The following is a 21,386-nucleotide window of genomic DNA, read 5'->3' as shown; positions in this document are numbered from 1 at the left end:
TCAGCTCTCTCCACCGAACTTCTGCGGCGTCTCCAGGAATTCTATGAAATCCAGGAAACGCTGCAGGTCGGTCACCACGATCGCGGCGCGTGCTGGCGGCCCGTCCGCGAGCAGCTTCAGCCGGCGGAGCCGGGCCATCACCTCGTCGACGATCGCGAGGTCGACGTCCACCTCGCGCGCGAGGTCCGCGGCCGAGGTGCGGATCCGGATGCCCTCCGGCGTGTGTTGCCCGAACGCCTCGGCGTGGCGCGCGAGGGCGAGCATCACCCGCGCCTTCGGGTCCCGGTGCATGAGGATGTCGACGAGCGCGTCCGCCGCGTCGAGCCGCTTCGCGAGCTTCTTGATGAGCCGGAACGCGATCTCGGCGTTGCTCTGCAGCATGGTCTCCAGCTTCCGCGCCTCGATCACGAGGCAGCGGGACGGCTCGGTGACCGTGGCGGTCGCGTTCCGCGGCTTCTGGTTGAGGATCGCCATCTCGCCGACGAACTCGCCGGGCCCGAGCACGGCGAGCAGCTTGTCCTCGCCCGCGACCGATTTGGTGATCCGAACAGCGCCGGATTGGATGACGAACATGACGTCGCCGGACTCACCTTCGCGGAAGAGCACGTCGCCCGGCACGTACTCGCGGCCATAGCGGGCGAACGACGACTCCGACATTGCGAGGAGTCTAGCGCCCCCCGTGACGGCGGGTCAAAAAGCCAGGCCAAATGCTCTGGCCCACAAAGCGCGAGGGGCCCTCCAAGCGAGCATGCTTTGGAGGACCCCTCACCTGATTCAGCGGGCGCGCCGCGCGCCCTCTGGTCCGGCGCCGCCGCCAGGAGCGCGGCGGCGCCGCCCGCGCCGTGACCCGGCGCGGGCGCGCGCGGCGCGGGCGAGCGCTCAGCCCATGTCGAAGTCGCCCATGCCGCCCATGCCGCCCATGCCGCCCATGCCGCCCATGCCGCCCATGCCGCCCATGCCGCCGCCGGGGGCCCCGCCGGCCGACGCCTTCTCCTTCTTGGGCTTGTCAGCGACGAGGGCCTCGGTCGTGAGCATCAGGCCCGAGACGCTGGCCGCGTTGGAGAGGGCGTGCCGCACGACCTTGGCCGGATCGATGACGCCGCCCGCGAGCAGGTCCTCGTAGGCGTCGGTCGCGGCGTTGTAGCCGAACGTGGCCGCGCCCGTCCGGACCTTCTCGACGACGACCGTGCCGTCGACGCCCGCGTTCTGGGCGATCTGGCGGATCGGCGCCTCGACGGCGCGGCGCACGAGCCGGACGCCGGCGTCGCGCTCGTCGTTGAACTTGAGCGCCTCGAGCGCGGAGGCGGCCCGGAGCAGGGCCACGCCGCCGCCGACCACGATGCCCTCCTCGACGGCCGCGCGGGTCGCGTGCAGGGCGTCCTCGACGCGCGCCTTCTTCTCCTTCATCTCCGTCTCGGTCGCCGCGCCGACCTTCACGACGGCCACGCCGCCGGCCAGCTTGGCGAGCCGCTCCTGGAGCTTCTCGCGGTCGTAGTCGCTCGTGGTGTCCGCGATCTGCTTGCGGATCGCCTCGATGCGGCCCTTGATCGCGGTCTTGTCGCCCGCGCCGTCGACGATGACGGTGTTGTCCTTGTCGATCTCGACCCGCTTGGCCGACCCGAGGTCGCGCACCGTGGCGCTCTCGAGCTTCTGGCCGAGGTCCTCCATGAACGCCGTCGCGCCGGTGAGGATGGCGATGTCCTTCAGCATCTCCTTGCGGCGATCGCCGAAGCCGGGCGCCTTGACGGCCGCGACCTTGATGGTGCCGCGCAGCTTGTTCACGACGAGCGTGGCGAGCGCCTCGCCCTCGATGTCCTCGGAGAGGATGAGCAGCTCGCGCCCCTGCTTCACCACCTGCTCGAGCAGCGGCAGGAGGTCGGCCATGGCCGAGATCTTCTTCTCGTGCACGAGGATGAGCGGGTTCGTGAGCACCGCGGTCATCTTCTCGGGGTCGGTCACGAAGTAGGGCGAGAGGTAGCCGCGGTCGAACTGCATGCCGTCGACGGTCTCGAGCTCCGTCGTCATGCGCTTGTTCTCCTCGACCGTGATCACGCCCTCCTTGCCGACCTTCTCCATGGCGTCGGCGAGGATCTGGCCGATCTCCTTGTCGCCGTTCGCACTGACGGTGGCGACCTGGGCGATCTGGTCCTTGTCCTTGGTGGGCTTCGCGGCCTGCTGCACGGCCTCGATGATCTTCGCGACCGCCGCGTCGATGCCGCGCTTCAGGTCCATCGGGTTATGGCCGGCCTCGACGAGCTTCAGGCCCTCGCCGAAGAGCGCCTGGGCGAGCACCGTCGCCGTCGTCGTGCCGTCGCCCGCCTTGTCGCTGGTCTTCGAGGCGACCTCGCGCACCATCTGGGCGCCCATGTTCTCGAGCTTGCCGGCGAGCTCGACCTCCTTGGCCACCGTGACGCCGTCCTTGGTCACGACGGGCGCGCCCCAGCTCTTCTCGATGACGACGTTCCGGCCCTTGGGCCCGAGGGTCACCTTGACCGCATCGGCGAGCGTGTTGACGCCCTTCAGGATCGCGGCGCGGGCGCCGCGGCTAAAAACGATCTGCTTCGCAGCCATGTCTCAATCCCCTCGCGGCCGCGCGGCCGCATCTGCAACGCTTGCGTTCGGTTGCCTCGCGACCCGGATCACGTCGCGGCCGAGGCGGACTCGGTCACGGCCAGCACGTCGTCCTCGCGGAGGAGCACGTGCTCCTCGCCGTCGAGCTTCACCTCGGTGCCGCTGTACTTGCCGAACAGCACCTTGTCGCCGACCTTGACCTCGAGCGGGCGGACCTTGCCGTCCTTCAGGACCTTGCCGTTGCCGACCGCAACGACGCGCCCCTCGATCGGCTTCTCCTTCGCAGCGTCGGGGATGATGATGCCCCCCTTGGTCTTCGTCTCGCTCTCGACACGCTTGACGACAATCCGATCCTGCAGCGGCCTGATTTTCATGGTGGCTCCCTCGTCATCGGTTGCTTGACCACCGGCCCGCCGGACATCCCGTGCGCCCCCGCAGGCGTGCTCCGCGCGCCTGCCCGCGCGCAGAACGCACAGGACGAGAGCTAAGTGCCCGGGATCACAGGCGCTTGGCACTCTCCCAGGTCGGTGGCTAAACCGCGGCCGAAAGTAAATCAGGCGCCCGGCGCGTCAAGTGGTCGAAAGCAGGCCGGCACGACTTTTCGACGCGCCAGCGACCGCGGCCGGAAGCTAGAATTGTTGGAGTTTTCTGGAGGATGTCGCTCGGCGCGGCGAGACAGAACGTCCTGGAGAGACAAGGCCGCGTCGTGGCGCGTGTGCGAGGTGCGGGAGGTCGTCCTGGGCGGCGGTGGGTGGGAGGGCGCGGCCGGGCGGGAGGCGCGACGGCGACGACCCTGCGCGAAATGCAGCGGATTTTCCGCCCCGAAACGTTTTCTTCGCCGGCCTCCGATTTGATCGCTTGACAACCAGGGCAGCCCGAGTAGATTCCGCGGCCCGTGGCGCTGATGCAGAGCGCTCACCCCTTGGGGGATCGTCTAACGGCAGGACGCAAGATTCTGGCTCTTGCTATCAAGGTTCGAATCCTTGTCCCCCAGCCAGGCCGATCAGCGTAGCTGCCGGCCCTCTCGACAGAACAAGGTCCCATCGTCTAGCGGTTAGGACATCGGCCTCTCACGCCGGTAACGCGGGTTCGATTCCCGCTGGGATCGCCAGCCTCAAACGAGTTTCCTTACCAGCGCTTCGCGACGAGCGGTCGTCGATCGATCAGGTCGCCGACCACGTCGCCCGCGCAGCCCCTCCTGCGTCAGGCTATTTCCGGCGAACGCCGCGGGCGGCCTGAGCCTGGAGGGAGCGGGCTCGACCCGCGGATCACGTCGCGCAGCAGCACGTCGGTCAGGACCTGGCCGCGCACCGTGCTGCCCCTTGGCGCTGGCCCCCCGCTGCGTGCTCCTCATCGTTCCTGTGCGGCGGCGGATGCACAAGCTGGGACGGACGGGGGGAGGACTACACTCGCGGGGATGATGAATCCTCTGGATGAGTTGCCCGCCTCCACCGTCGGGATGTTCCACCACGCGCCGGAACAGGACGGCGTCGTCGTCGGCCGGCAGGTGGCCGTCGATGGGTTCGTCGAGGGCTTGCTCCACCACGGCCGGCGCCACCGGTACGCGCTCTTCCATCCGGGGCGGCAGCGGGCCGCGGGCGAGGGGCAGCTCCCGGACGGCGCGGCGCGCGCGAGCTTCCACGACCGGCGGGAGCTCACGAACCTCGACGGTTTCCGGTTCGCCGCCTGGCACGACGCGCAGTTCGACACGTTCACGCCGTTCGCCCTGCGGGCGCGCGCGGAGGCGCCGTACCCCGTCACCCTCGTCCATCACACGCTGAGCTACGGGGAGCTGCTCCACAACGTGCTGCGGCTGCTGCTCGCGAAGCCGCACAGCTACGACGCCCTCGTCTGCACGTCGCGGGCGGCGCAGCGCGCGCTGGAGCGCCTGATCGAGCACGTCGCCGGGCGCTTCAACGAGGAGCACGGGACGCAGCTCGGCTACCGCGGCCGCTACGAGCTCATCCCCCTCGGCGTCGACGTCGACCGCTACCTCCCCGCGGGCCGCGCGGCGGGCGACCGCGCCGCGGCGCGCGCGCGGTTCGACCTCGAGGACGACGCCTTCGTGCTGCTCTGGGTCGGCCGCCTCAGCCTCATCGACAAGGCCGATCTGCTCCCGCTCGTGCAGGCGTTCGCCGAGCTCAAGGCCAGGAACACGGGCCGCTCGCTGCGCCTCGTCTGCGCCGGGACGGAGCGCGCCGGGGAGCGCTTCGGCGCCGCCGTGGCCGATTACGCGAGGCACGTGGGCGTGGGCGACGACGTCCGCGTGATCACCGAGGGCGCGCGCTTCATGCCCTGGAAGGAGCAGCTCTACCGGGCCGCCGACGTGTTCGTGTCGCCGGTCGACAACATCCAGGAGACCTTCGGCCTCACGCCGATCGAGGCGATGGCCTGCGGGGTGCCGCAGGTCGTGTCCGACTGGGACGGCTACCGCGACACGGTGGTCCACGGGGAGACCGGCTTCCTCGTCCCCACCCTGTGGGCCCCTTGCCAGGGAGAGATCAGCGCGGGGGCGCTGCTCAGCGACTCGGCGTACGATCACCTCGCGCTCGCCCAGTCGGTCGTCGTCGACATGCGCGCGCTCGTGGCGAGCGTCCAGCGGCTCATCGACGAGCCCGCGCTCCGCGACGACATGGGGCGGCGCTCGCGCCGCCGCGCCGAGGAGCTCTACGCGTGGCCGGCCGTGATCGCGCGGTACGAGGCGCTGTGGAGCGAGCTGGCCGAGGAGGCGCGGCGCGCCCCGGAGCCGCAGCGGAGCGGCACGTCCTACGCGACGCTGGATTACGGCGGGTGCTTCGGGCACTACGCGTCGCGCACGCTCGACGAGAGCGCCCTCCTGCGGCTCTCGCCGCGCGGGCGGGAGCTCGTGCGCGGCGCCGCGACCCTGCCGGGGCACTACGCGGCCGAGTGGCAGTACCTGGAGCTCGGCTTGCTGAAGCGGGTCCTCCAGGGGTTCGTGCGCGCCGATGCGACGGGCGCGCCGCTCAGCCTCGGGAGGATCCTCGCGGTGCTGACGAAGGGCACGGGCGAGCCGGCGGCGCGGGATGTCGTCGCCCGACACGTGCTCTTCCTCATGAAGTACGACTTCGTCGAGGAGCACGCGGGGTAGCGAAGGCGCACCGCCGCTCGACTTGCGCTACGCTCGCGCAGCATGGCGGCACAGGACGAGGACGAGCTCTTCGATGTCTTCGATCGCAGCGGCAATCCGCTCGGCATGCGCAAGGCGCGCCGGCTGGTCCACCGCGACGGCGACTGGCACCGGAGCGTCCACGTCTGGGTGATCCTCGAGCGGGAGCCCGACGCCCGCCGGGGCGACGCGGAGCCGTGGGTGCTCTTCCAGCAGCGCAGCCCGGAGAAGGATACCTGGCCCGGCGCGCTCGACGTGGCCGTGGGCGGGCACTACCGCGCCGGCGAGGACCTCGCGGAAGTGCTGCGCGAGGCGGAGGAGGAGATCGGCCTGCCGCTCGCGCCGGGCGACGTGCTCCGGCTCGGCACGCGCCGCCAGCGCGATGACCATGCGCCGCCCATCGTGGACTGCGAGCTGCAGGACGTGCTGCTCGCGACCACCCGCCGCGCGCTCGCGGCGTTCCGCCCCCACCCGGACGAGATCGCCGCGCTGATCTCGCTCCCGCTCGGGGCCGCGCTGCGCCTCGCCCGCGGCGAAGTGCCCAGCGCGACCGGCCTCGTCCGGCGCACGGTGGGCGCGTCGGGCGCCGTGGAGATCGCTCCGCGCGAGGTGCGGCTCGAGGACTTCGTGGTCGCGCGCGACGGCTACTACGAGCGCGCGCTCGAGACCATCCGCCGGCGCCTCGCCGGTGAGACGCCGGCGCTCTGGACGCTCGGCTGAGGCGTCGCTCGCCGATTTCTTGGGCGCCTGCGCCGGGCCAGGCAGAGTCGCGGCCGGAGGCACCCCGATGAAGCAACCGAAGGCTCCGACCGATGTCCCCCGCGACGCCGTGGGGCGCTGCCTGGAGAACGCGACGCTGGGGAGCGGCGTGCGCGCCGTCGCCCTCGCCGGCGAGCAAGGAACGCTGCTCGGCGGCGCGGGCGGCGACGAGGATCTCGCGCTGCTCGCCGCGCTGGGCGCCGGCTGCGCCGACAAGATCTCCGGCTACGCCGAGCTCGACGAGATCGTCGATGCCGTCGCCGGCGGAGACGACTTCTACGCGACGCGCCTCACCGTGTGCGACCGGACGTTCTACCTGGCCTCGATCGGCGCGCGTGTGCCGCGCCAGAACAAGGTCGCCGCGGAGCTCGGCCGCATCCTCGCGCCCGTGCTGTCAGCCTGAGCCGCGGCGCCCCTCCGCGGGCCGCCGGGGGCGCTCGGACGGGCCCGCCGAGGCGAGGAGGAAGCCCTCGGCCCGGTGCGGGGCGAGCCCGCAGCGCGCGTTCATGCGCTTCGCGATCTCGTCGCCCGCCCTGACGAGCGCGTAGAACCAGCGGATCCCGAACCGCTCGTGCCCCTCCCGCAGCGCCGAGGCCTGGAGCGGGGCCCCGAGCCCGCGGCCCCGGTAGTCCTCGCGCAGGCAGGTGCAGATCGGCATCCCGGTCCAGGAGGGCGCCTCGCCCACGTCGGAGATCCAGAGCGGCGGGGCGCCGAGCAGCCCGAGCTGCGCGGCCGCCTCGCGCCCGCCGCCGACGGCAGCCGGCCGCGTCACGACGCACAGCGTGGTGCAGCCGATCAGCGCGCCGCCGGCGTCCCACAAGGCGAGCGTCACGGAGCGCCCCTCGCCGCCGCGCAGGGTCCAGCCCGGGAGCGGCGCGTGGCCGCTCTCGGCCTGGAGCTCCTGGATCGCGGCGACCGCATCCTCGTCGTCGTCCGGCGATACCGGCGCCAGGCGGAGCCCCGCCGGAAACGACCGGAACCGGCCGAGCCCCTGCACGGCGGCGTACACCTCGCCGGCCGGGGCGCCCATCACCGAGAACGCCTCGTCCACGGACAGGCCCGCCTGGCGCAGCGACGCGGCCAGCGCGGGGAGCTCCGGCCGGGGGGCGTGCAGGAGCACGCGCTCGAAGCAACGCACGAGCGTCTCCCGCCGGTCCGGCGGCGTCTCGTGGGCGTGCAGCACGATGAGCGAGCGCCCGTCCGTGGTGATGCCGTCCTGCTCCGCGATCCAGCCGCGCGCGGCGTAGAGGATCCGCTGAGCCCGGTAATCCGCCGCGTCGCCGAAGCAGCCCGGGCCGTCCGCCGGGGCGGCGCGGCGCTGCTGCAGGGCGTCGTCGCGATTGAGGTCGAAGGCAAGCGTCATGGCGGCATTCCTCCAGTCAAACCGGACACGGCGGCTCCTGCGCGAGCCGCGCCACAGGCAACAGGGCGCTCATCGCGCGTCGATCGCGCGAGACCCTGCCGCACCGCTCGGACGAACCGGCGAGATGGCCCGAGGCGGCGGTGTGCAAAGGCGGGAGAACACCGCTCCGGGAGCGGCTGATCAACCCGCGTGACGAGACTTCAACTTATCCTTGCTCCGCCGCCGTGCAAGCGCCGACATGCCGTGATCCGGGGAGCGCCGAGACCACGTCACGCGCCCCGACAATGCGACACAAGACCGCGAAACTACTCAGCAAACCCGCCAGGAACCATTTCGTCCACAAGGCATCTTGCCGCACGTCGCGGACGGGGAGATGGACATAGAACGACCTAGCTCGGCGCGACGAATGGAGCAGCCCGTGGCTGCGGGGGTCGCGGGCGAGGAAGTCGGCCGAGCGAGGCGCCTCGCGCGGGGGTACACGCGCGGCGAGACGGCGGTTGAGGACGATCGCGCGCCCTGGTAGGTTGGCGTCCAGTATTGCGCGATGACCACCGCCCTTGTCACCGAACCCGACAGCGCCGCGCCCCCGCTGCCACGTCCGTTCCTCAAGTGGGCCGGCGGCAAGGGCCAGCTGCTCCGGCAGTTCCAGCCGCTGCTGCCCGCGTCCTACGGGCGCTACTTCGAGCCGTTCGTCGGGGGCGCCGCGCTGTTCTTCAGCCTGCAGCCCGCGCGCGCGACCCTGACGGACGTCAACTCCGAGCTCGTCGACTGCTACCGGGCGGTGCGCGACAGCGTCGAGGAGGTCATCGCCGCGCTGAGCCACCACACCTACGACGAGGCGCACTACTACCGGGTCCGCGACCTCGACCCGGCCTCGCTCTCGCTGCCCGCGCGCGCCGCGCGGACGATCTTCCTGAACAAGACCGGGTTCAACGGGCTGTACCGCGTCAACAGCGCCGGCCGCTTCAACGTGCCTTTCGGCCGCTACGTGAACCCGTCCATCTGCAACCGGCCCCAGCTCCGCGCCTGCTCGGCGGCGCTCCAGAGCGTCGAGCTCGCGGTCCGCGACTTCGAGCGCGTGATCGACCACGCCGAGGCCGGCGACTTCGTCTACCTGGACCCGCCGTACTCGCCCGTGTCGTCGACCGCCAACTTCACCTCCTACAGCGCAGGAGGCTTCAGCTTCCGCGACCAGGAGCGCCTGGCCGCCCTCTTCGCGGCGCTCGACAAGAAGGGCGTCCTGGTGATGCTCTCGAACTCCGATGTCCCCGAGATCCCGCCCCTCTACAGCAAGTTCCGGGTCGACCGCGTCGCGGCGCTCCGGAGCATCAACGCGAAGAGCGACGCCAGGGGCCGCGTGGGAGAGATCGTGATCCGGAACTACACGACCCGGCGGAGCCGCAAGGCCGCGCCGGCGGACAAGGCGGGCTGAGGCGCGCCGGCCGACAAGGCGGGCAAAGGCGCGCCGCCGCGCGCCGTCGCCGGAGAGCGGCTCAGTCGACGGTCTTCGACTCGTGTTTCTCCGGATCGGGGGCGACGCGCTCCTCGGCGTTCGCCATCGCCACCTCGATCTCCTCGTACACCTCGCTCGAGGTGATCTTCTTTCCCGCCGGATCGACGGCCTCCCACACGAAGCCGCGCTGCTCGCCAGGTCGCTCGGGGATCCAGCGGACGCGCAAGGTCCAGCCGCGGATCTCGGCCTGGTAACCGCCCTCCTCGTGATCTCGCTGCCAGGCGGAGACGGTCGGGTGCTTCAGCATCGCGACATCTCCTGTCGGGTGAGAGCAGCGGAACCGGCGGACGACGAGGACAAAGAGGTTGTTCCCGGATGGTGGCGCTCCCCCCCGAGCAACGCCGCCGTCCGGGAACACGGGGAAGGTAGCAGGCGCCTGGCGCGAGGCGCATCAGGCAGGCGTGTGTTCCTCATGAGGCGACACCTTACCTCAGTCCCAGCGCACGCCCAAAAGTACTCGCCCGCAGGTCGAGCGGGCAGCGCGAGCCGCATGAACAGCACAAGGGACGCGCGGCCGGACGGCGCCAGCGCTGCCAGCCCCATGCTACGAAGCGCCTCATGGGGGCAGGGATCCTCTACTTCTTCGGGCTCGCGCTCGCCGGATACCTCCTGGTTGCCCCCCTCGCGGCCTTCGTGTTCGCCGTCCGGGCCAGCCGGCGCAACGAGGACCTGCTGCTGCGGATCCACGATCTCGAGCGCCGCGTGGCCGAGCTGTCGCGGCAGCGCGGCCACGCCGAGCTGCCCGCCGCGGCGCAGGGCGCGCGCGGCGAGGTCGCACCGGCGCCGGAAGCACCAGCCCTGGCCGCAGCGGAGGCGCCCGCGGCGCTCGCCGACGCCGCCGCCATGCCGGCCAGGGCGCCCGCGGCGCTCGCCGACGCCGCCGCCATGCCGGCCAGGGCGCCCGCGGCGCTCGCCGACGCCGCCGCCATGCCGGCCAGGGCGCCCGCGGCGCTCGCCGACGCCGCCATGCCGGCCGGGGCGCCCGCGGCGCTCGCCGACGCCGACATGCCAGCCGAGGCGCCCGCGGCGCTCGCCGACGCCGCCATGCCGGCCGGGGCGCCCGCGGCGCTCGCCGACGCCGCCGCCGTTGCGCACCCGGTCACCACCGACGCCATCGCCGCGCCGCCGGCGGCCGCGGCCGCGGCGCAGCTCCACCCCGCGGCGGCGCTCGACGCCGGCGCCTCGGCTGCCAGCTCGGCCGCGCGCCAGGGCGCCGTCGAGACGCCCTCGATCGAGGAGCGGCTCGGCCTCACGTGGCTCACCCGCGCAGGCGCGGCCACCTTCCTGCTGGGCGCGCTCTTCTTCTTCAAATACGCCGCGGACAACGCCTGGATCGGACCGACCGGGCGCGTCGCGATCGGCGCGGCGACCGGCGCCGCGCTCCTCGCGGGCGCCGAGGTGATCCGCCGGCGAACGCAGCGCCGGTTCGTCCACGCGCTCCTCGGGCTCGGGCTCGCGATCCTCATCGCGTCGGTGTGGACCAGCGCGGTGCTGTACGAGCTCGTGCCGATCGCCGCCGCCTTCGCCGCGAACACGGCGATCCTCCTGCTCGGCGCGGCGCTCGCGCTCCGACACCGCGGCGAGGTGATCCTGATCCTCACCCTGGTCGCCAGCTTCCTCAACCCGGTCGTGCTGTCGACCGGACAGGATCGGCCGCTGCTCCTGTTCGGCTACCTCCTGCTCATGACGAGCGTCGTCCACGCCATCTCGGCGAAGCTCGGCTTCCGCGTCGCTCCCTGGCTCGCGCTCGCCGGGCACGCGGCGCTGTTCTGGGGGTGGTACGATCGCCACTTCGACGCGAGCGCATCGCCGCTCGGCGGAGACCCGCTCGCGGCGCCCTCGACGGATGGACCGGCCGAGGCGGCCTCGGGCCCCTACTTCCCGCTCGCCGCCCGCGCGGTGCCCCTCGCCTTCGTCGCGCTCGCCGCCGCGCAGGCGATCCTGCGCGCGCTGTGGGCGCGCGCGCCCGGCCCGGGCGAGAGCGCCGCGGCGGCCGCGCCCGACGGGGTCGCGACCGCCCCTGCCCCGTCGAGCGGCGCGGCGCCGGCCCGCGACGCGACCACCGCAGCGCCCGCGAGCGCGAAGGCGTTCGGCGCCGTCGCGCTCGCGCTCGCCCACGCGGGCGCGGGCGCGCTGCTCTTCGACGCCCCGCGCGCGCTCGCCGCGGCCGCGATCGCGCTCGCCGTCGCGTCGACCCTCGGGCTGCGCGCGCTCGGGGCCAGCGGCTGGCTGATCGCCCCGATGGGCTCCGCCTTCCTCGCCTTCGCCGCATCGTTCGCCGACGCGCCCGCGCCGCACCGGCCGGCGCTCGTCGCCATGACCGCGGCCTGGGCCCTCGTCTACGTCGCGGGCTGGCTCCGCGGCGCCGGGCGCGCGCGCCCCCTCGAGCGGAAGACCGCGATCGAGTGCGCCGCGGGCGCGGCGCTGTTCGCCTGCGTCGCGGGCATGCTGCTGCTGGGGACCGAGGCGGCGCTCTTCGCGCTCGCGCTCGCGCTCGCGGCCGGCTTCGTGGCGTGGCTCGCCGCGCGCGCCGAGCTCCCTGCCCTGCTCCTCGCCGCGGCGGTCGCCTCGGCGGGCGCGCTCGCCGCCGCGGCGCCCGGCGCGCTCGCCGCGGCGCCCGGCGCGCTCGCCGCGGACGCCGCCGCGGACGCCGTGAGGGCGCCGGCGGCGGTCGGCGCACACGCCGGCGCGCATGTGGACGCGCTCTTCCTCGGGGCGTCCGCGCTCGTGATGCTGGTGTTCCTGGGCGCCGCGGGCGCGGCCGCGCGGCGCCGCGCCGAGCCCGGCGCGCCCGCGCTCTCGTGGCCCGGCGCGCTCGCCGCGAGCGTCGCGACGCTCGGGTTCGTCGCGGTCGCGCTCGGCGCGACCCCCGAGGAGACGCCCACGCTCCGCGCGCTGCTCACCGCCGGCGCGGGCGCCCTGGATCTCGCGCTCGGCGCGGCGCTCCTCGGCCCCGGCGCGCGCCGCGGCGCGGCCGCGGCCCCGGGAGATCGGATCGCGCTGCTCCTCGGGCAGGCGCTCGCCCTCTTCGCGGCGGCCGTCGCGTTCGGGCTCGGCGGGGCGACGGTCACGGTCGTCTGGGGCATCCTCGCGGCGGTCGCGGCCGCGATCGCGGCGCGCACCGCCGAGCGCGCGTGGCTCGCCGTCGCCGCGCTGCTCTTCCTCGCCGCGATCGCGCGGGCGTTCGCCGTCGACTGGGTCGAGACCGAGTCGCTCGTGACGACCTGGCTCGAGACGCGCGGCCGCGAGGGGCTGATGGCCGTCCCCGTCGGCCGGAACGCGAGGGCCTACGCGCTCGCCGGCGTGGGCGCCGCCCTGCTCGCGGCGGGGCACATGCTCTCGCGCGGCGCGGCCGCGGGCGCCGCGCGCGGCCGCGCCGCGCTGCGCGCGCCCTCGTGGGCGGCGCTCGGCGCGGGCTACGCCCTGCTGATCGGGACCCTGGTCGTCGAGGTGCGGAGCGCGATCGTCGAGCTCCCCGCCGCGCCCCCGGTCCCGCTCGACGCCGCGGAGTTCGCCGAGCTGGCCGCGCAGCACGAGGCCGCCCTCGCCGCCCAGCGCGGGAGCCTCGCCATGGCGACCACGCTCGTGCTCGCCCTCGCCGCGATCGCGCTGCTCACCGCGGGGTTCGCGGCGCGCGACGTGTTCCACCGCTACGCGGGGCTCCTGCTGTTCGCCGTCACGATCGCGAAGCTCCTCGCGTGGGACGTGTGGCACGTGGAGCGCATCTACCAGATCGCCCTGTTCACGGGCGTCGGCGCGCTGCTCGTCGGCGGCGGCTTCCTCTACGCGCGGTTCGGCCGGCGCCTCGTGACGCTCCTGCGCGCCGGCCCCGGCGGCGCGGCCGGCGCGCTCGTCCTGCTCGCGGCGGCGACCTGCGCGCGGCCGGCCGACGCGCAGGTCGCCGCGCCGCTGCCGACCGAACGGCACGCGCTCGTCCGGCCGATCGACGGTGTCGACGCGCCCGGCGACCACCCCCTCGCGGTCGATCTCGACCTCTACCGCCAGAGCCGCGCCGAGGAGCTGCTCGCCGACGTCCGCATCGCCGGCCCCGACGGCGCCGAGGTGCCGTACGTGCTCCACGAGGCAGGCGCCGCGGCCTCCCCCGGGCGGATCGCCGCCACCATGCTCGATCCCGGCGTCGACACCGCCGGCGGGGCGCACGCGACCTGGGCGCTCGACGCGCCCGGGACGCGCCACTGCCGGGTCGAGCTCAGCGTGCTCGGCGGCAGCTTCCTCCGCGAGGCGCGGGTCGACACGGGCGCGGACATGAGGTCGCTCGCCGAGGTCGCGCGCGGGGCCTACGTGTACCGGATCCCCCAGGGCGCGGAGACCATCGAGCAGCTCTCGGTCTCCTACCCGGTCTCGCGCGCCGCCCTGGTCCGGATCCGCCTGCTCGGCGAGGGCACCCCCGCGCGCGGCGCGGCCGCGGACGTCCGGATCACGGGCGGCGCCGTCTCCTGTGAGCCGCCCGCCGCCGCGCCGGGAGCGGCGCTGCCGCTCGCGATCGTCGAGACCCAGCGGAACGCCGAGGCGAAGACGACCGTCGTCACCCTCGACGCCGGCGCGGACGGCGTGCCGCTGCAGGCCGTCCACCTCGACGTCGCCACACCGGAGTTCAGCCGCAAGGTCGAGGTCGCCTCCACCACCTACCGCGCGGTGTGGCCACACGTGGGCGGCGGCCTCATCTACAACATACGTCCGCACGGAAACACGGGTGTTGCGCTGTCGCTGACGCGTATCCCGGTGAGCCCGACCCGCAAGCGCTTCCTTCGCCTCACGATCCACGACGGCGACTCGGCGCCGCTCTCCATCACGGGCGCGCGCGGCGAGGTGCGGGCCCGCGAGTTCGTGTTCCGCGCCGGCCACGCGGGCCCGCACCGGCTCTACGTGGGCGACCCCCTCAGCGAGCGCCCGCGTTACGATCTGGCCGACGTGCTCGACCGGGTCGAGCGCGAGCGGCCGCCGGGCGCGGCGCGGCTCGGCGCCGCCCAGAGCAACCCTGCATTCGGCGCCGCCCGGGTCGGGCGCGATCTGCCCTTCACCGAGCGACACCGCGCCTCGATCGGGGTCGTCCTGGCGCTGGGGCTGCTGGGGATGTCGCTGTGGGCAGCGCGGCTGCTCTGGCAGGGAGCGCCGCCCGACGACGCCGCGCCGCCGCCCGAGGGGAGCGCAGACAAGCCGCCGCCCTCATGATGTGCTGCAGGTGCCGGGGCGACGCGAGGAACAAGGGTGCTCCTCGGTCGCCTCGAGCCAGCACCGAGGTGAATGCATCATGAGAGGCCGGCGCTATTCGGTTTTCGGTCTTTGCGTGAGCGTCGGCGCGGCGCTCTGGTCCGCCGGCGGGTGCTCGGCGGCGCCGCGCGACGTCGCCCTCGGCGAGGGCAGCGGCGGGAGCGCGGCGAGCTCCACGACGGCGGGGGCGAGCTCGGGCGGCGGAGCGGTCGCGACGACCAGCTCCGGGGCCGCCGAGTTCGGCGGCGGCGGGCCGGAGTACCCCATTCCCCCGGTCGACGCGGACGCGGACGGCTTCACCGTCGCGGAGGGCGACTGCAACGACGACGACAGGAACGTCAACCCGGGCGCGATCGAGGTCGAGGACCTGGAGCCCGACGGGCAGGGCAACGTGCCCGAGCCGGCCGATGAAGACTGCGATGGCATCGTCGACAACGTGCCCCCGACCTGCGACAGGAACATCGCGCCCGCCGACTTCGACGCGATGCACGGGGCCAACGCCGTCGACCTCTGCGCCGTGGCGTCGCCCGACGACAGGAGGTGGGGCGTGCTGAGCGCGCGGTACGTGCGCGGCGACGGCTCGCCCGCGCGTCCCACGGCCGCGGTCGGCGTGCTCGACGGGTTCGGGCCCAACGTGCACGTGCAAGGCGGCCAGCGCATGCTCGTCCTCTCCTCGGGGAACGCCCGGCTCGCCGGCTGGCCGGGCGCGTGCAACAACTCGACCTGCTCGAACTACGGCCCGGGGGACGCGCCGCACGGCTTCCCGCAGGACAACCCGGACTGCCCTCCTTCGTCGGACATCAACGACGACATCGGCCTCGAGCTCGTCCTCCGCGCGCCGACGAACGCGACCGGCTACGAGTTCGCGTTCAAGTTCTACACGTTCGAGTACCCGGAGTTCGTCTGCGAGGCCTTCAACGACCAGTTCCTCGCGCTGGCCACGCCGGCCCCGCCCGGCTCCGTCGACGGCAACCTCTCGTTCGACAGCCTGGGCAACCCCGTCAGCGTCAACATCGCCTTCTTCAACGTCTGCGAGGGGTGCGCGCTCGGCGCGGACGAGCTCGAGGGCACCGGCTTCGGGCTCTGGAACGACGCCGGCGCGACGAGCTGGCTGAGGACGCAGGCCCCGGTGAAGGGCGGCGAGGAGCTCACGCTGCGGTTCATGATCTTCGACACCGGCGACGAGATGCTCGACTCGACCGTGCTCATCGACGGCTTCAAGTGGGTCGCGAACGGCGGCACGGTCGCGGTCGAGACCGGGCCGATCGAGGACCCGCGCTAGGCGAAGGAGGCGGCGCCCGCGCGCCGGCCGGCGCGCGGCGGCCCCACGGCGGCTGCGCCGGGCGATACCATGTTGCCATGCAGCTTCCATCCCTGGAGAACCTGGCCTGCTTCGAGGTCGCGGCGCGGACGCTGAACTTCCGGACCGCGGCGCGCGCCGTGGCGCTCAGCCCCGCCGCGTTCGGCCAGCGCATCAAGCAGATCGAGGAGCAGGTCGGCGCGCCGCTGTTCGAGCGCACCACGCGCCGGGTGCAGCTGACGTCCGCCGGGCTCGCGCTGCTGCCGCGGGCGCGCCAGTGCCTGGCGCTCGCCGAGGACTGCCTGCGCAGCGCGGCGAGCCCCGCGCCCGCGCCCGTCGAGCTGACGCTCGGCACCCGCTTCGAGCTCGGGATGTCCTGGCTCGTGCCCCAGCTCAGCGGCCTGACGCGGCGGCGCCCCGAGGTGACGCTCCACCTCTACTTCGGCGCCTCCGACGACCTCCTGCGGCGCCTCCACGATCGCAGCGTGGATTGCGTCGTGACCAGCGCCCGCTGGAGCGCCGCGACCCTCGCCGCGGAGACGCTGCACGAGGAGCGGTACGTGTTCGTGGCCGCCCCGAAGCTCCTCCGCCGGGCGGCGTTCTCCCGCCCGGAGCACGCGTCGCAGCACTGCCTGCTCGACATCGACCCGTCCATGCCGCTGTTCCGGTACCTCGCCGACCAGGCGGGCGGCGCCTCCCGCTTCGCCTTCGCGCGCCACCGCTGGGTGGGGCTCGGCGCCGCCATGAAGGCGCTGGTGCTCGCCGGCGAGGGCGTGGCCGTGCTGCCGCTGCACATGGTCGCCGCCGAGCTCCGCGGCGGCAAGCTGAAGCGGCTGCTCCCGTCCGCCCCCCTGGCGCGCGACGATTTCCGCCTCATCTACCGGCGCGACGATCCGCGGAGCTCGCTCTACGCGAAGCTCGCCGAGTCGCTGCGCGCGGAGCCGATCCGGTGAGGTCCACGGCGCGCGGGCGGCATAGACTGCCTCCCGAGAGGCACCATGAGCGATACGAGCCACGAGGACGAGGGCAGGGCGCGCGGCGCGTGGACGCCGATCACGGCCCGGGACATCAACGGCGGGCCTGATCCGGACCGCCATGTCCCGTTCGTCATCACCGCGCCCGGCCAGTACGCGCTGGCGGAGGACGTCGCGTGGGTCGCGAGGGACGCGGGCGCGAGGGCCATCACGATCGCGAGCGACGACGTCACGCTCGACCTGCGCGGCCGCACGCTGCGGCAGGTGAACCACCCCGCGCCCGTGGTGGACCCGGGCTCGGGCGCGGCGCCCGGCCGGGGCGAGGTCGTCTCCGGGAACGTCGGGATCTTCGCCGACGGGCGGCGGCGCCTGGCGATCAAGAACGGGAGCGTGGCCTCCGTGCAGGGGGTGGGGATCGTCGTGAAGGACTGCCGCCACGTGGACCTGCTCGATCTCGCGGTCAGGAGGTGCGGCGGCGACGGGGTGATCGACACGAGCTTCCTGCGCCGCAACGGCGGTATCTTCGTGATGGGCACGAAGGACGCGGGCGGCAACGTCACCTTCGCGTCGGACGTCCGGATGATCAACTGCGTGTGCTCGGAGAACACGAGCCGCCTCGACTTCGTCGTGACGCTGGGGGCGCTCGTCCTGTTCTGCGACAACGTGGAGGTCCGGCGGTGCGTGTTCAACCACACGGCGAACACCAGCGCTCAGCCGAGCGGGGTGCAGTTCAACGTGGTCGGCGTCGACTTCGTCATCTGCCGCAACGTGCTCGTCGAGGACTGCGAGGCGCACGACAACACGTCCGGCGGCGAGCCCGCGGGGTTCTTCGCCTGGGGTGAGAACTACAAGTTCCTGCGGTGCCGGGCCAACCGGAACTTCACGCTCACGGGCAACCGGGCGTGTGGATTCAACATCTCGACCACGAGCAACCTGGAGATGGTCGAGTGCGAGGCGGACGGGAACTACAACGCGAACCCGGCCGCTTCCGCCGATGCGGTCAGGGACTTCTCGGCGCTGGGCTTCCGCATCGGCAGGGCGGTCCACCGCGGTCTGCTCGAGCGCTGCCGCGCGATCGGCAACCACAGCGTGGGCGTGAACGCGCCCGCGGGCGGCTTCGCGCTCCACTCGACCACCCAGGTCGTGCTGAAGGGCTGCGCGGCCATCGGCAACAGGAACGCGAGCGGCGCCGCGCAGAACGGCGGGCTCGCGGCCGGGTTCCTCGCGTCGGCGCCGCTCCCGGATCCCGAGGGCGGCTTCGTGGGCGGCGAGGAGAACGCGTTCATCGACTGCATCGCCGACGGCACCACCGTCGACCGGATCCCGCTGTTCGTGCAGCCGCCGGCGCCCCCCGTGGACGCCGGCCTGTCGCGCGGCGACCCGCAGAAGGCGGCGGGTTTCCTGCTCGACGGCCAGCAGGACGCGAGGATCGTCGGCTGCCAGGCGGCGAACAACCATGGCAAAGGCATCTGGCTGAGAGCCTGCCGGCGCGCGTTGATCGAGGGAAACACGCTGTCGCGGAACACGCTATCCGGCGTCCACGACGAGGATCCCCGCGGCCCGAGCGCCTTCGCGGGCAACGTGGCGCACCTCAACGGATCCCGCCACCGCGACAACTACGTCGGCCTGCCCGCCGGGACGCCCGTGCGCAAGTGGACGCTCGGCTCCCCTCCCCTCGCCAGCCCCGCCGATCGCCTCGACAACGTCAGCATCCGGCTGCCCTGAGCGCGGCGGCGCGTCGCGTGGGGCCGGCCGCCCGCGCCGGACGCCGCCGCGTCGTCCCGGCCGCTCGTCATCGCCCTGTGGCGTCGCTCTGCTCCAGGCGCGCGCGCATGGCGGCGATCGCGCTCGACGACCCCTCGAGGTTCTCGGCGTTGACGAGGCGCTTAGGCAGCGGGAGCTTCGGCCGCAGGAAGACCTCGAGGGACAGGCGTGTCGTCCGGGCGTCGATCTTCTCCAGCCGCCAGGTGGCCTGGAGATCTCGCACGTTGCCGGAGACGAACCTGGACGTATAGGTCTCGACGCCGTCCGCGACGACCGGCTTCTGGATCTCGATGCGCGCCCACATCGTGACCGCGCCTTGCAGCGCCGAGACCTCCATGTAGACGTCCCACCCGCCGTTCGGCGTGCGCCCGAGCAGGCGGCATTGCTTGTAGTGGGGCATGAACTCCGGATACCGATCGAACGAGAGCACCGCCGCGCGCACGCGCTCGATCGGCGCCTTGACGACCGTCGTCGACCGCCCGCGCGAGAACCCGGTCGCCCCGATCGGCACCGCCTCGCTCACGATCCCCGCCGTATCCGCCGCCTCCCTCCGCACCTCTCCCCCCGACGAGGCCAGGCACAGCTCACTGCCCATGTCCTGCGGCGCCCCCTCGAGCGCCCTATCCTGGCTCCCCCGCCGCTCCCCCGCGCCGCACGCCGCGGCCACGAAGGCGAGCCCTCCGGCCATCGCTGGCCGTACCCGTGCGTAAAGAACGGTCCGAGTCGAGCGATCTCCCCCCATAACCGCCGAGCTTGCCAGCCCCGTGCCCGCCCCCATGTCACCCCAGGACACATCCCCCCGACCCCCCGCCCCCCGTCGACGACAAGGACGGATCCCCCACTCCGCACCAGACCCGGAGATGCGGACGATCCGAGGAGCGCGGAAATCAAAGGCAGCCCCCTCCCCACGCGAGGCCCCCCTCTCCGCCCCCCCGAGGATCACAGAGCGGCGGTCGCCCGCACAGGAGACGGGCCCAGATCGGCGTTTTCGGCGCGCAAGCGCACTCCTGTGCGCTGAGCACCGAAAACGTCGAGATGGGCCCGTATCCGAAGCGGGCGACCGTCGCTCAATCGGGGGTGAGGTAGGCGGCGAGACTCGGGATCGGGACGCCGGTGGGGCGGCCGAACTGCCAGTCTGCGGACTCCACGCTGACGCCGCCGATGTCGAGGTGGATGAACGGCAAGGTCGACCCCTTGAGCCCCGACGCGATGTCGAGGAAGGCGAAGGGGTACTGGTGGCCGCGCGGGGTGTTCACCGAGGCGAGGCGGTTCGAGGAGACCACGTCCTCGGCGCTCGAGCGCGGCGCGACGAAGGCGTAGTCCTCGCGCCGCGGGCGCACGCGCTCGAGCGGCTCGCCCCAGCGCTCCGCGAGCACGTCGAGGCGATCGAGCTCGGGCTGCGCGGCGCCGTTGCAGATCGCCCCGGTGTAGGGGCCGTGGGCGCGGTAGACGTGGCCTGTCAGCGTCGCGACGGAGAACAGGATGGGATCGGCGGCGCCGCTCTGGGCGAGCTCCCGCGCGAGCGCGAGCAGATCCGCGAGGATGAGGCGCCCCTCGGCGTCGGTGTTGCCGATGCGCACGCGCACGCCGGCGCGGCTGCGGATGATCTCGTCGCTGACATAGGACTCCTCGCCGACGCTGTTGCGGACGAGGCCGAGCAGCCCGACGATGCGCACGCCCTCCAGGCCGAGCGCCGCGGCCGCGCGCACGAGCCCGGCGACCGCGCCCGCGCCGCCCTTGTCGCGCGACATCCCGGCCATGTGGCCGTCGGTCTTCAGGTCGACGCCGCCGGTGTCGTAGGTGACGCCCTTGCCGGCGAGCAGCACCGTGCGCCGGATCTCGCCGCGAGGCCGGTAGTCGAGCCGGACGACGCACGGCCGGTGCCGCTCGACCACGCGCGAGGCCCGCGAGACCGCGCTGATGAGCGGGTAGTCGTCGACGTTGCGCTCGACCTTCACGAGCACGCCCGTCCGGGCGAACGCGGCCTCGCACATCTCGGCGACGCGGCGGGGCGCCATGCGCTCCGGCTCGGTGCCGGTGATGTCGCGGCAGAGCGCGCGGCCGACCTCGATCGCGGCGAGCTCGCGGGCGCGCGCCTCCGGCAGCCCGAGCACCGCGACCGACTCGGCCGTGCGCGGCGCCATCTCGGCCTCGCGCGCCTCGAGCGGCGTCCACTGGCTCCCGAGCGCCGCGAGCGCGCCCACCTCGATCGCCCGCGCGAACCGCGGCGCGTCCGGCGCGCGCACGACGAGCAGCGGCCGGCTCGCCCCCGCGTCGATGGCGCGCGCGAACCCGGCCGCCGCCGCCTCCGCCACCGAGCGGACGTCGTCCACGTCCTCCGTGAGCGCGCCCATCGGCGCGAGCACGAGCCGCCCGCCCGGCACCCCGGGCGCCGGCAGCACGATCGGCGCGCACCGGCCCTCGAGCGCGCCGTCCGCGCGCGCCGCCGCCTCGACCACGGCCCCCACGGCGGGCCCGAGCCCGCCGACGTGCTTCACGATCGGCGAGGGAGCGACCAGGACGACGGCATCGCAGGCCGCGGTCGCCGCCGTCGGCTCCGCGAGGGCATTGAGGGGGAGACCCGCGAGCGAGGTGACATGGACCATGGCGGCGAATGATGTCACACGGGTCAGAATTTTGGCAGCGTCCGTCGCAGTCGGCGACGGGCGCAGATCGCGCCGGGAGGCGCCGATCGCGCCGGGACATCGAGACGGCCAGGCGGCGTCGAGCGCGCGCGTGTCCGCCCGACGACGCCGCGGCCGCGCGCGCGTCCATCCGACGAC

Annotated in this window: 15 protein-coding genes and 2 tRNA genes; 10 read left to right on the top strand and 7 right to left on the bottom strand. The window is 73.7% G+C overall.

The annotated features are described in order from the left end of the window. From WMF43_RS15450 to groES, 3 genes are all read right to left on the bottom strand, one after another. Positions 1–657, bottom strand: coding sequence for a Crp/Fnr family transcriptional regulator (locus WMF43_RS15450; RefSeq protein WP_437681056.1), 657 nt, complete (start codon positions 655–657; stop codon positions 1–3). Between the two features lie 222 nt (positions 658–879). Next, on the bottom strand, positions 880–2,571 hold the full coding sequence (gene groL / locus WMF43_RS15445) for a chaperonin GroEL (protein WP_437681054.1): 1,692 nt from the start codon (positions 2,569–2,571) through the stop codon (positions 880–882). Positions 2,572–2,639: 68 nt separating this feature from the next. Further along, complete coding sequence (gene groES / locus WMF43_RS15440; RefSeq protein WP_436617414.1) at positions 2,640–2,945, bottom strand: co-chaperone GroES; 306 nt, start codon at positions 2,943–2,945, stop codon at positions 2,640–2,642. Between the two features lie 549 nt (positions 2,946–3,494). Between groES and WMF43_RS15435 the strand changes: the two genes are divergently transcribed. The 5 genes from WMF43_RS15435 (at position 3,495) to WMF43_RS15415 (ending at position 6,860) form a co-directional block, all read left to right on the top strand. Next, positions 3,495–3,568, top strand: a tRNA-Gln gene (locus WMF43_RS15435). Between the two features lie 39 nt (positions 3,569–3,607). Then, positions 3,608–3,682 (top strand) — tRNA-Glu (locus tag WMF43_RS15430). A gap of 306 nt (positions 3,683–3,988) precedes the next feature. Further along, positions 3,989–5,680, top strand: coding sequence for a glycosyltransferase family 4 protein (locus WMF43_RS15425; protein ID WP_437681052.1), 1,692 nt, complete (start codon positions 3,989–3,991; stop codon positions 5,678–5,680). 42 nt (positions 5,681–5,722) lie between these two features. Beyond that, positions 5,723–6,418 (top strand): NUDIX hydrolase, encoded by a 696-nt coding sequence (locus WMF43_RS15420; protein ID WP_437681050.1) that lies wholly within the window; start codon positions 5,723–5,725, stop codon positions 6,416–6,418. A gap of 67 nt (positions 6,419–6,485) precedes the next feature. Continuing rightward, a complete protein-coding gene (locus WMF43_RS15415) occupies positions 6,486–6,860 on the top strand; it encodes a hypothetical protein (RefSeq protein ID WP_437681048.1) in 375 nt (124 codons plus the stop codon). On the opposite strand, the gene WMF43_RS15410 is transcribed toward WMF43_RS15415, so the two are convergent. Then, a complete protein-coding gene (locus tag WMF43_RS15410) occupies positions 6,852–7,820 on the bottom strand; it encodes a hypothetical protein (protein ID WP_437681046.1) in 969 nt (322 codons plus the stop codon). The two genes, WMF43_RS15415 and WMF43_RS15410, sit on opposite strands and share 9 nt — an antisense overlap. Positions 7,821–8,364: 544 nt before the next feature. Between WMF43_RS15410 and WMF43_RS15405 the strand changes: the two genes are divergently transcribed. Continuing rightward, positions 8,365–9,252, top strand: coding sequence for a DNA adenine methylase (locus tag WMF43_RS15405; RefSeq protein WP_437681044.1), 888 nt, complete (start codon positions 8,365–8,367; stop codon positions 9,250–9,252). A 61-nt stretch (positions 9,253–9,313) separates the two neighbouring features. On the opposite strand, the gene WMF43_RS15400 is transcribed toward WMF43_RS15405, so the two are convergent. Then, positions 9,314–9,580 (bottom strand): hypothetical protein, encoded by a 267-nt coding sequence (locus WMF43_RS15400; RefSeq protein WP_104980416.1) that lies wholly within the window; start codon positions 9,578–9,580, stop codon positions 9,314–9,316. Positions 9,581–9,891: 311 nt separating this feature from the next. On the opposite strand from WMF43_RS15400, the gene WMF43_RS15395 reads away from it, so the two are divergent. The 4 genes from WMF43_RS15395 to WMF43_RS15380 all read left to right on the top strand — a co-directional run bounded on the left by WMF43_RS15395 (position 9,892) and on the right by WMF43_RS15380 (position 18,564). Beyond that, the gene (locus WMF43_RS15395) at positions 9,892–14,526 is read left to right on the top strand and encodes a DUF2339 domain-containing protein (RefSeq protein WP_437681042.1); all 4,635 of its coding nucleotides are present in this window, start codon (positions 9,892–9,894) and stop codon (positions 14,524–14,526) included. Between the two features lie 115 nt (positions 14,527–14,641). After that, positions 14,642–15,847: a choice-of-anchor L domain-containing protein gene (locus WMF43_RS15390; RefSeq protein WP_437681040.1), complete on the top strand. Its 1,206-nt coding sequence runs from the start codon at positions 14,642–14,644 to the stop codon at positions 15,845–15,847. A gap of 77 nt (positions 15,848–15,924) precedes the next feature. Beyond that, positions 15,925–16,818 carry a LysR family transcriptional regulator gene (locus tag WMF43_RS15385; protein ID WP_437681038.1) on the top strand — a complete coding sequence of 298 codons (894 nt, stop codon included), beginning with the start codon at positions 15,925–15,927 and terminating at the stop codon, positions 16,816–16,818. Between the two features lie 45 nt (positions 16,819–16,863). Next, positions 16,864–18,564, top strand: coding sequence for a right-handed parallel beta-helix repeat-containing protein (locus tag WMF43_RS15380; protein ID WP_437681036.1), 1,701 nt, complete (start codon positions 16,864–16,866; stop codon positions 18,562–18,564). Positions 18,565–18,631: 67 nt separating this feature from the next. Here WMF43_RS15380 and WMF43_RS15375 read toward each other — a convergent pair whose 3' ends face one another. Next, a complete protein-coding gene (locus WMF43_RS15375; RefSeq protein ID WP_437681034.1) occupies positions 18,632–19,291 on the bottom strand; it encodes a type II toxin-antitoxin system RatA family toxin in 660 nt (219 codons plus the stop codon). 379 nt (positions 19,292–19,670) lie between these two features. Next, on the bottom strand, positions 19,671–21,227 hold the full coding sequence (locus WMF43_RS15370; RefSeq protein ID WP_437681032.1) for an aminopeptidase: 1,557 nt from the start codon (positions 21,225–21,227) through the stop codon (positions 19,671–19,673). Between the last annotated feature and the right edge of the window lie 159 nt (positions 21,228–21,386).

This window comes from Sorangium sp. So ce131 (assembly GCF_051519095.1).
In the GTDB taxonomy this organism is placed as follows: domain Bacteria; phylum Myxococcota_A; class Polyangia; order Polyangiales; family Polyangiaceae; genus Sorangium.
The sequence above is the reverse complement of the archived record's forward strand: the minus strand, read 5'-3'. Positions and strand labels throughout refer to the sequence as shown.